This window comes from Streptomyces sp. NPDC003379, assembly GCF_053589195.1.
The window spans coordinates 45,071-55,576 of sequence record NZ_JBSFRK010000052.1 but is presented as its reverse complement, the minus strand read 5'-3'; the positions used below and the strand labels follow the sequence as shown (position 1 = coordinate 55,576).

General features: G+C 72.9%; 5 protein-coding genes. 4 read left to right on the top strand and 1 reads right to left on the bottom strand.

The window, feature by feature from the left end; all coding sequences use genetic code 11:
• Positions 1-11: 11 nt before the first annotated feature.
• From ACWDVB_RS34390 to ACWDVB_RS34375, 4 genes are all read left to right on the top strand, one after another.
• Complete coding sequence (locus tag ACWDVB_RS34390; RefSeq protein WP_451518582.1) at positions 12-3,659, top strand: alpha/beta fold hydrolase; 3,648 nt, start codon at positions 12-14, stop codon at positions 3,657-3,659.
• A 70-nt stretch (positions 3,660-3,729) separates the two neighbouring features.
• The gene (locus tag ACWDVB_RS34385) at positions 3,730-5,517 is read left to right on the top strand and encodes a carbamoyltransferase family protein (protein WP_451518576.1); all 1,788 of its coding nucleotides are present in this window, start codon (positions 3,730-3,732) and stop codon (positions 5,515-5,517) included.
• Positions 5,514-7,883 carry a hypothetical protein gene (locus ACWDVB_RS34380; protein WP_451518575.1) on the top strand — a complete coding sequence of 790 codons (2,370 nt, stop codon included), beginning with the start codon at positions 5,514-5,516 and terminating at the stop codon, positions 7,881-7,883. The genes ACWDVB_RS34385 and ACWDVB_RS34380 overlap by 4 nt, the downstream gene beginning before the upstream one ends.
• Positions 7,880-9,442, top strand: a complete 1,563-nt coding sequence (locus ACWDVB_RS34375) for a hypothetical protein (protein ID WP_451518574.1) — start codon at positions 7,880-7,882, stop codon at positions 9,440-9,442. Before ACWDVB_RS34380 ends, ACWDVB_RS34375 begins: the two co-directional genes overlap by 4 nt.
• A gap of 86 nt (positions 9,443-9,528) precedes the next feature.
• Here ACWDVB_RS34375 and rfbB read toward each other — a convergent pair whose 3' ends face one another.
• Positions 9,529-10,506: a dTDP-glucose 4,6-dehydratase gene (gene rfbB / locus ACWDVB_RS34370; RefSeq protein ID WP_451518573.1), complete on the bottom strand. Its 978-nt coding sequence runs from the start codon at positions 10,504-10,506 to the stop codon at positions 9,529-9,531.

The window sequence follows — 10,506 nt, the reverse complement described above, 5'->3', positions numbered from 1 at the left end:
TGCGGCATGGTGTGGTGCCGCCGACGTTGCATGTGGATGAGCCGAGCAGTCATGTGGACTGGTCGTCGGGTGCGGTGGAGTTGGCGAGGGAGCGGTGTGCGTGGCCGGGGGAGGGGCTGCGGCGTGCGGGGGTGTCTTCGTTCGGGATCAGTGGCACGAACGCGCACGTGATTCTGGAGCAGGCTCCGCAGGAGGTGCAGGACAGCCCCAAGGGGCAGGGCTGCGTCGGCGTACTGCCGTGGTTGGTGTCGGCCAAGTCGCCCGCCGCGTTGCGCGATCAGGCGGCCCGGCTGCGGGAGCACGCTGCTACGCAGGTCACGGACGTGGCCGGGACGGCGGTGGCACTGGCCACCACGCGTACGGCGTTCGAACACCGCGCGGTGGTCCTCGCCGAGGACACCGAAGGATTCGCGGCGCTCCTCGACACACTGGCCGCCGGCGGGGATGCCCCCGGCGACTCCATCGAGCGCGGCGTGGCACGCTCGGCGCTCAAGGTCGCGTTCGTCTTCCCCGAGGAGTCGGACGGCTGGGCCGAGGCGGCGAACGAGCTGCTCGCGTCCTCCCCCGTGTTCGCCTCCTCCATGGCCGAGTGCGCCGCGGCCCTCGCCCCGCACACCGACTTCGCCCTCCTCGACGTCCTGCGCGACGAACCGGGACGGCTCCGGAGCGCGGACGTCGGCCGCCCCGCGCTGTGGGCGGTGACGGTGTCCCTCGCCGAGGTGTGGTCGGCCGCCGGTGTCACCCCGGCCGCCGTCGTCGGCCTCGGCGGCGGCGAGATCGCCGCGGCCTGCGCCGCCGGAATCCTGCCCCTCGCCGACGGCGCGCGGCTGGCCGCAGGCCAGGGCCGACTGCTCGCGGACGCCGAGACGAACGCTCCGAACACTCCGCGCACTCCGCACACTCCGCACACTCCGCCCGTGGAGTCCCTGCGCGAGGAGTTGCTGGCGTTGGCGGCCCAGGTCGACGCGGGCAACGGGCGCGTACGTATGTACTCGGCCGTCACGGGCTCGCGGCTCACCCCCGCCGACGTGGACGCCGAGCACTGGTACCGGACCCTGCGCGAGCCGGTGCGGCCGGACGCCGCTGTGAAGGCGCTGCTGGACGACGGCGTGGAGGCGTTCGTAGAGGTGGGCCCCGGCGGCTGTCCGTCGACCGCCGTCGCCGCCGCCGTGGATCAGGCCGCGGCCACCGGGCGGGACATCCTGGTGACCAGCACGCTGCGGCCCGGCCACGAGGCGCGGCCCGCGCTGCTGCGCACGGCCGCCGCGCTGTGGGCACGCGGCGGCACCGTCGACTGGGCGGCGCTCCTTGACCTGCCGACGCGCCCCGTCGACGTACCCACGTACGCCTTCCAACGGCAGCGCTACTGGCTGGAGGCGCCCGCCCCCGCCGGTGACGCGGGCACCGTGGGGCTCACGGCGGCGGACCACCCGCTGCTGGCCGGTGCGGTCGAGCTCGCGGAGAGCGGCACGGCCCTGCTCACCGGCAGGCTCTCCCAGGCCACCGCGCCCTGGCTCGCGGACCATGCGGTCGCGGACACCGTCCTGCTGCCCGGCAGCGTCCTGCTCGACTGGGCGCTGTACGCGGGGCGCCGGCTCGGCTGCCCGCAGGTATCCCGGCTCGCCCTGGAAGCGCCGCTGGTACTGGACGCGCACGTGGCCTCGCACGTCCAGGTCCAGGCCGGCCCGCCCGACGAGGAGGGGCGCCGCAGCCTGACCGTCCACTCCAGGCCCGAGCCGGAGCCCACCTCCGGCGCGGCCGCGGGGGAGTGGACCTGCCACGCCCGCGCCGTCGTCGAGCCGCCCCTCGGGAACCTCGTGGAACCCGAGGGCTTCCGCCCACTGGCCGGCACCTGGCCGCCGCCCGGCGCCGAGGCACTGGAACCCGCGGATCTCTACGCGGCATTGGAGAAGCAGGGCCATGCCTACGGGCCCGCGTTCCGCGCCCTGCGCGCCGCCTGGCGCAGCGGCACCGACATCCTCGCCGAGGTGACGCTGCCCGAGGAGACGGCCACCACGCCCCACGGCTTCGAGGGCCCGCACCCGGCCCTGCTCGACGCCACGCTGCACGCCATTGCCGACACGCGGCCCGAGGACACGGCCGGCGCAAGGGTATGGCTCCCGGCCGACATGGAAGACGTACGCGTACTCGACACGGGCGACATTACGAGCCTACGGGTACGGCTGTCCTTCGCGGACCAGGACGGGATCGGCCGCGACGGGTCCGGCCGCGATGGAGCCGGCCGGGGCGAGGTCGGCCACGGCGAGGCCCCGTCGGTCGGCGTCGGGCGGCGAGTCGTGTCTCTGTATCTCGCCGACACCACCGGACGGCCCGTGGCCGAGGTGCGCAGGCTGACCCTGCGTGCGGTGTCCACCGCCGACTTCCGGCGCGTCCCCGACGCCTCCCGGAGTCAGGAACGCCCCGCGCCCCGGCCCGCCCGTCCAGGCCGCCCCGCGCAGCCCGCGAAGTCCGCGCAGGACGCCGTCGCCCGGGTCCTCGGCGCCGAGCCGGACAAGCGGGCCCGGCTGCTGGAGGACTACATCCGCACCGAGCTCGCCGAGGTCCTGGGGCACGGCGGCGCCGAAGCCATCGACGTGGACGCCGAGTTCCTGGACCTCGGCGTCGACTCGATGGCGGGCATCGACATGCGCTCCCGGCTCGGCTCCCTGCTGCGCCTGGAGCTCCCGGCCGCCGCACTGTTCGAGCACCCGACGACGGCCCTGCTCGCCGAGCACCTGATCGGCCTCGTGGGCACCGCACCGGAGCCGGGGGAGGCCCGCACGGCCGGCCCGGGCGCCGCCGCCCCCGCCTCGCCCTTCGACAGCCTGGAGGCCCTCTACCGCCAGTCCCACGCCCTGGGCAAGGCGGGCTCGGCCGGCATGGACCTCATCCAGGCCGCCGGCCGGCTCCGCGCCTCCTTCGGCGCCGAGAGCGCGGCCGACCACGTACGGGAACCGGTCCGCCTCGCCAAGGGCGACGAGAACCTGGCCGCACTCGTCTGCGTCCCGGCCATCACCGCGACCGCCGGACCGCTCCAGTACGTCGGTCTCGCCCAGCGCGTCCAGGGCGAGCGGGACGTGCTGGTGCTGGTCAACCCCGGCTTCGAGGAGGGGGAGCCGGTGCCCGGGACGTTCGACGCCTTCCTCGAACTCCAGCTCGCCGCGGTCCGCTCGGCCCTCGGCTCCCGGCCGTACGTGCTGCTCGGGCACTCCGCGGGCGGACTGATCGGCCACGCGCTGACCGCACGGGCGGAACAGGCGGGGCTCTCCCCGGCCGCCACCGTCATCCTGGACACCTTCCAGGCAGGCACCCAGTTCTCCGCCGAGCTGAGCCGCGCCATGATGGACGCCCTCTTCGCCCGCGAACACCTCTTCGGCCGCGGCGCGTTGAGCGGCGTACGGCTCAGCGCGATGGGCCACTACCACACGCTGATGGACGAGTGCGCGATCGCGCCGACCGTGACGCCGACGCTCTTCCTGCGCGCGGAGGACCCCCTGCCGCACCAGGCCGACAACCACGAAGGCGACGGCTGGCGGGCGTCCTGGTCCTTCCCCCACACGCTGGTCACCACCCCCGGCGACCACTTCACGATCATGGAGGACAACATCGCCGCGACCACCGCCACGATCCGCGGCTGGCTGGCGGAACGGGACATCTGACCCCGCGCTCACACGACCCGCGCTCGTACGACCCGCTCACACAGATCCGTGCTCCGGAGGAGACAACTCAGTGATAATCCTTGGCTACAACGGCTTCTCCCGCGTCGCCGAACTCTTCGGCAAGCTCTACGGCTACACCCAGGACAGCGTCGACCGGCACAGTTTCCTCGGACACGACGCGGCCGCGGCCCTGTTCATCGACGGCAAGCTGGTCGCCGCCGTCGAGGAAGAGCGGATGAACCGGCAGAAGAAAACCACCGCCTTCCCGGCCAACGCCATGCGCTGGTGCCTGGACCAGGCGGGGCTCGACTACGCGGACGTCGACCACTACGCGTTCGGCTGGCAGTTCAGCACGGAGTTCGCCGACTCCGCCATTTCCCGGATCGCGAGCGCGCCCCTACCTCCCGAGTACAAGTTCCAGGCGATCTCCGGCTTCGGAGAGCTCTACACCGGTGCCTTCAGCAAGACCGCGATCCTTGAGGACTTCGTACGCAACACCGGGTACGCCCTGCCCGAGGAGAAGCTCACCACCGTCCCGCACCACCGGGCCCACCTCGCCTGCGGCCGCACCTTCGCGGGCTTCGGCGACGCCGCCTTCTTCATCAGCGACGGCCAGGCCGAGCAGGACAGCGCCATCATGGGCGAGATCCGCGACGGCCAGGTCAAGGTCTTCGACGAGTTCACCATCGACTCCGCGAACTCCATCGCGCAGCTCTTCGCCGAGGTCACCCGCTACCTCGGATTCACCCCGAACAACGACGAGTACAAGGTGATGGGTCTGGGCGGCTTCGGCGAGCCGCCAGAGAAGAACCCGTTCCTGAGCGACGTCGTCAGCCTGGACGCGCCCGGACGCTACTCGCTGGCCCTGGCCAACGACCCGCGCGGCCCCCGCGCCTACCTCGGCCTCTTCGACGAGATCTTCGGCGGCGACGACGGCAACCGCAACGACTTCGACTTCCAGGTCCGCGTCGCGAGCGCGGCCCAGCAGATGCTCGAAGTGGTCACCGCCCACCAGCTGCGCGCCCTGGCCGACGCCACCGACCTGCGCGACCTCATCTACGAGGGTGGTGTGGCGCTCAACTGCGTCAACAACACCAAGCTCCTGGAGGAACTGCCCTTCGAGCGCGCCGAGGTCAGCTTCGGCGCCAGCGACCCCGGGGTGTCCATCGGCGCGGCGGCACACGTCGCCCGTGAGAAGAACGTCGCGCTCGTGCCCACGAAGTCGCCCTACCTCGGCCCGGAGTACGCCACCGAGGAGATCCGCACCACCCTGGACACCTACGCCGACCGCGTCGCCTGGGAAGAGGTGCCCGACGGCGCGATCGTGACGAAGACCGCCGAACTGCTCAGCGGCAAGACGGTCATCGGCTGGTTCCAGGGCCGCACCGAGTACGGACCGCGCGCCCTCGGCAACCGCAGCATCCTGGCCAACCCGTCCCACGCGGACATGAAGGACATCATCAACACCCGCGTCAAGCACCGCGAGCCGTTCCGCCCGTTCGCCCCCATCGTCCTGGAGGAGAACGCACCGCAGGTCTTCGAGATGGGCAAGAAGGAACGCTCGCCGTACATGACCTTCGTGTTCCCCGTGAAGCCCGAGTACACCGACACCATCGCGGCCGCCACACACGTCGACGCCACCTCGCGCATCCAGACCGTCACCGACGAGAGCAACCCGCGACTGGCCCGGCTGCTGCGCGAGTTCACCGCGCTCACCGATGTGCCGTGCCTGGTCAACACCTCCTTCAACGTGGCGGGCGAGCCGGTCGTGTGCTCCCCGAAGGACGCGATCGAGTGCTTCCTCGGTACCGACATCGACTACCTGGTCCTCGGCGACTTCCTGGTCACCAAGCGATGAGCGACACCACCGACACCACCAACACCGCCGGGACCAATGGAATCGCCTGGCGCGCCCGTACGGCGCTCGTGCTCGAAGCGGCCGGCGCGGTGGCCACCGTCGGGCCCGTCATCGCCGTCATCGAGGTGTGCAGGGAGCTGCTCGCCGGTGACCCCGACGGCGGGCGGCTCGGGCGTCTTGTGCTCGTCGTCGCCGCCGCGGCGGTCGCCGGGTTCGCCGCGCAGCTCGTGGGACGCGTACTGAGCAAGGAAGCGGGGGCGCGCACGCAGCGGGCCCTGCTCCTCGCGGTCACCGGCAGGCTGCGCGGCGCCCGCGCGGCCCGCCCGCTGCACGCCGCCTGGCAGGAGCACGGCACCACCCTGGGCCGTGACATCGCCTCCGTCGGCGTGATGGTGGGCAGAGCGGGCTCGGAACTCATCGCGGCCGCGCTGGTGTTCGTCCTGTCGATCGGCTATCTGTTCTGGGTCGACTGGCTGATGGCGCTCATCACGCTGGCCCCCATCCTGCTGGGCTTCGCCGTCTTCGGCGTCATCTCCGCCCGCTTCTTCCGCGAGATGGCCACCGACTACGCGGCGAGCATCGGCGGCATCGACGCGGTGCGGCCCACCATCGACCTCCACCGGCGCGTCAATCCGACGGGCACCCGGGCCCACACCGCCGCCGCCACCCGGGACTCCGCCCGCCGGCTGGCGGACGTCACCGACGAGTTCAGCGAGTTCTTCCGCGTCCGCATCGGCTCGCTGCTCGGCGGCCGGGCCCTCGCCGAGATCGCCTTCTCGCCGCTGACCGTGCTCATCTTCGTGCTGTGCGGGGGAGCGCTGCTGATCCGCTCGGACCGACTCACGCCCGCCGACCTCGTACCGTTCCTACTCCTCGGCGCGGGTCTTGCCGCGCCCCTACTGGCCATCACCTACTTCCTGGAAGAGGTCGGAGAGGGCAAGAAGGCCGCGACCCGCCTGACCCAGTTCACCTCCGCGAGCACCGCCCCGGCCGGACCGGAGACGTCGACACGTGCTGCCGCCGACGGCAACGGGAAGGGCACCGCAGACGCGAAGGCCCACCTGGACGCCCAGGGCGCCGAGGACGGGAAGGCCGCCACGCACGGGCATGGTGCCGCGCCCGGGAAGGCCTACGCGGACGCCCAGCGTTCCGCGCACGGGAAGGCCCACCTGGACGCCCAGGGCGGCGCGCACGCCCAGGGCGCCGAGGACGGGAAGGCCGCCACGCACGGGCATGGTGCCGCGCACGGGAAGGCCTACGCGGACGCCCAGCGTTCCGCGCACGGGAAGGCCCACCTGGACGCCCAGGGCGGCGCGCACGCCCAGGGCACCGCAGACGCGAAGGCCGACGTGGGCGGGGAGATCGACGCGGACGCCAAGGCTGTCGCGCACGCCAAGGGCTCCGCGCACGCGGAGCCGAACGCCGCGCCGGAGCGGAACCGCACGCCGGAGCCGAACGCCGGTCCGGGGCGGAACGCCGCGCCGGGGCCGAACGCCGGTCCGGGGCGGAACGCCGGTCCGGGGCGGAACGCCGAGCCGGGGCCGAACGCCGAGCCGAGGCCGAACGCCGGTCCGGGGCGGAACGCCGAGCCGGGGCGGAACGCCGAGCCGGGGCCGAACGCCGAGCCGAGGCCGAACGGTCCGGGGCGGAACGCCGAGCCGGAGCCGAACGCCGCGTCGGAGCGGACCGCAGACCCGGCCCCCGCGCTGGAGCTGCCCGAGCGGGGCGGCGTGCTGACCGTCGTCGCCACCAGCGACGCGGGCGCCGACGCCGTCATCGACCGGATCACGGCTGACACCCCCGCGGAGCGGTTCGCCGCTGTGGAGGCCGACCCGGCGGTCGTCATCGACCCCATCGGCGCGTACATCACCGCCGACCGCGCCGACGGCGACGCCAAGGAGGCCGAGCGCGCCGCGCGCACCGCCGGCTGCCACGAGTCGATCGCCGCGCTGCCGCGCGGCTACCACGCGGTCGTCGGCACCGAGGCCCCGCGGTCCTACCCGGAGATCCAACGCCTCGCGCTCGCCCGGCTGCTCGCCGCCGACCGCGGAGACGTTGAGGTCGTCCTGCTGGACCAGCGCGCCTTCCCGGGCGACCCGGGCACCCTCAGGGCGGCGATCGCCGAACTGCGGGAGCGGGCCGTGGTGGTGGTCGTCGCCACCGGGCCGCCCGCGGTCACCGAGGGGCGGCTCGTGGTGACCGAGGGAGGCCAGGTGGTCGCGTCCGGCGGCCACGGGGAGCTGGCCGGTCCCGGCAGTCCGTACGCCGGTCTGCTCGACCCGGCGGGGTCCGCTCCCCTGACCACGGCACCCGCAAGGTCCGCGGGGACCACAGCGTCCGCAGTGTCTCAGGAGGTGTCTCGATGAGACTCGTACTCGCTCACTTTCTCCAGGCCACCGGGGTCCGGGCAGTGCGGTCGCTCTGTCTGTTCCTGCTGCTCGGCGCCGTCACCCAGGGCATCGCCTTCGCCCTGGTGGTGCCCATCACCGAGGACCTGCTCACCCCGGACGCGGCGGTGCCGTGGACGTGGATCGCCGTGCTCGCGGCCATCGGCCTGGTGTACGCGGTGCTGCACTACCGCAGCGTGCCCATGGGCAACGACCTGGGCGCCGAGCTGGTGACCACCCTGCACAGGGCGGTCGCCGAGCGGACGGAGAAGCTGCCCAACCGCGCGCTCGGCGCGGGCCACTCCGACCGGCTCGCCGCGCTCGACGGCACCGCGGTCGTCGTCCTGATGGGACTGCCCGCACACGTGCTGCGCCCGGCGGTCGCGGCCGTCGCCACGCCGCTGACCGTGATCGTCATCAGCGCGTTCTTCGACGTGCGCGTCGCGCTGACGCTGGCCGCGGGGCTGCTCGTGCTCGCGCTCAGTTCCCTGCTCGTGGCCCGCCTGCTCGCCCGGCGCGAGGAGGCCGACGGGGCGGAGTGGCTCCGCCGGACCTACGAACAGCCGGGCGCCCCGCACTCCGGCGGCCACGGCGGCCATGCGCTGCCCGCCACCGGCGAGGTGCTCCTGTGGCGGGTGGTCGAACTCGCCGCCTGCGCCGCCGTCGGCGTCTGTGCCGCGCTGGCCTCCGGCGACGGCCTCTCGGCGACCAAGGGTGTCGCGCTGATCGTGCTGTCGGTACTCACCTACCGGCCCATGATGGAGGCGGTCCTGCTGACCAGCACCATCATGAACGCGCGCGCAGTGATGGCCATCATCGGCAAACTGCTCGGCACCGACGCGTCCGGCGCGTACGAAGCATCCGAAGCGTCCACCGCCGACTGGCCCGGACGCACCGACATCACCTTCGACGGCGTCAGCCTGCACGTCGAGGGCACGGCGGTGATCGACCAGGTCTCGTTCGAGCTCCCGGACGGCACCACCACGGCGCTCGTCGGTGCCCCCGACGGCACCCGGCTGCTCCTCGGCGACCTGCTGACCGGCGATGTCACGCCCACGTCCGGGCAGGTGCGCGTCGGCGGTGTGGACGTCGCCACCCTCGCCCCGGCGGTCGTCGAGCGGCACATCGCCCGGGTCTCCCCGGCGGCCCCGGGCCTCACCCGCGAGGAGGCGGCCCGGCTGCTCGACTCCTTCCCCGAGGAGCTGGCGGAGCGCCCCGGCGTACGGGACGGCCTCGACCGGCTGCGTGCCGCGGTGGCGGAGGAGACCGACGCCGCCGCCGCGCTGTCCGAGCGGGACCGCTGGCGGCTCGCGCTGCTGCGTGCGCTGCGCGGCGATCCTTCGCTGGTGGTCGTCGACGCGACCGCCGGTACCGACCCGTTCGGCGCCGACCCGCGGCTGGCCGCCCTGTTCACCACGCTCACCCGGGACCGCGCCTGCTGGCTGATCGCGGGCGTCGGCGCTCAACTCCCGCCGTGCGACCGGGTCCTTGAGGCCACCGGCACCGGCGTCACCACCGGAGCCCGCCTGCCGAACTGACGGGACCCGATGGACGCGAAGGCGGTGCCGGGCCACAGCCGTAAGGCCATGGCCCGGCACCGCCCGCCCACCCGCCTCGGGGAGCGCTACGCGCCGCCGCCGCTCCAGAGCCCATGGTGCTGCCGGTACCAGTCGACCGTCGCCGCGAGCCCCTCCTCGAACGGCACCGCGGGCTTGTAGCCCAGGGCGCCGGAGATCTTGGAGATGTCCATCGCGTACCGCCGGTCGTGCCCCTTGCGGTCGGCGACCCGCTCCACCATCGACGCGTCCTCGCCGAGCAGTCCGAGCAGCCGCTCGGTCAGCGCGCGGTTGGTCAACTCCGTACCACCGCCCACGTTGTAGACCTCGCCGGGCTCTCCGCCCTCCGCCACCAGCGCGACACCACGGCAGTGGTCGTCGACATGCAGCCAGTCCCTGACATTCGCGCCGTCCCCGTACAGCGGGACCTTCCGGCCGGCCAGCAGGTTGGAGACGAACAGCGGGACAATCTTCTCCGGGTATTGGTAAGGGCCGTAGGTGTTGGACCCGCGGGTGACGCAGACCGGCAGTCCGTGGGTGCGGTGAAAGGCAAGGACCAGGAGATCCGCGGAAGCCTTCGAAGCCGCATAGGGGGAATTGGGAGAGAGGGGTTCCTCTTCCGTCCACGGCGTGCCGTCGGCATCCAGCGAGCCGTACACCTCATCGGTCGACACATGGACGAATTTACCGACATCCGACTCCAGCGCGGCGGTCAGCAGCGTCTGTGTCCCGAGCACATTGGTCCGTACGAATTCACCGGCTCCGGCAATGGAGCGGTCGACGTGTGACTCGGCGGCGAAATGCACGACGAGTTCGGCGCCGCGCAGCGTGTCGCGCATCAGCTCCGTGTCACAGATGTCGCCCTCGACGAAACGGAGCCGCGGACTGCCGGAGACCGGCGCGAGGTTCTCTCTTCTGCCCGCATACGTGAGTTTGTCGACGACCGTCACCTCGGCTCCCGCGAGAGCCGGATACTCGTCCTGTACCGTCTGCCGGACAAAATGCGAGCCGATGAAGCCGGCACCTCCGGTGACAACAATGCGCAC

Coding starts and splice junctions, on each gene's coding strand:
- ACWDVB_RS34380 (WP_451518575.1), top strand. CDS start 5,514: ATGAGCGACACCACCGACACCACCAACACCGCCGGGACCAATGGAATC.
- ACWDVB_RS34375 (WP_451518574.1), top strand. CDS start 7,880: ATGAGACTCGTACTCGCTCACTTTCTCCAGGCCACCGGGGTCCGGGCA.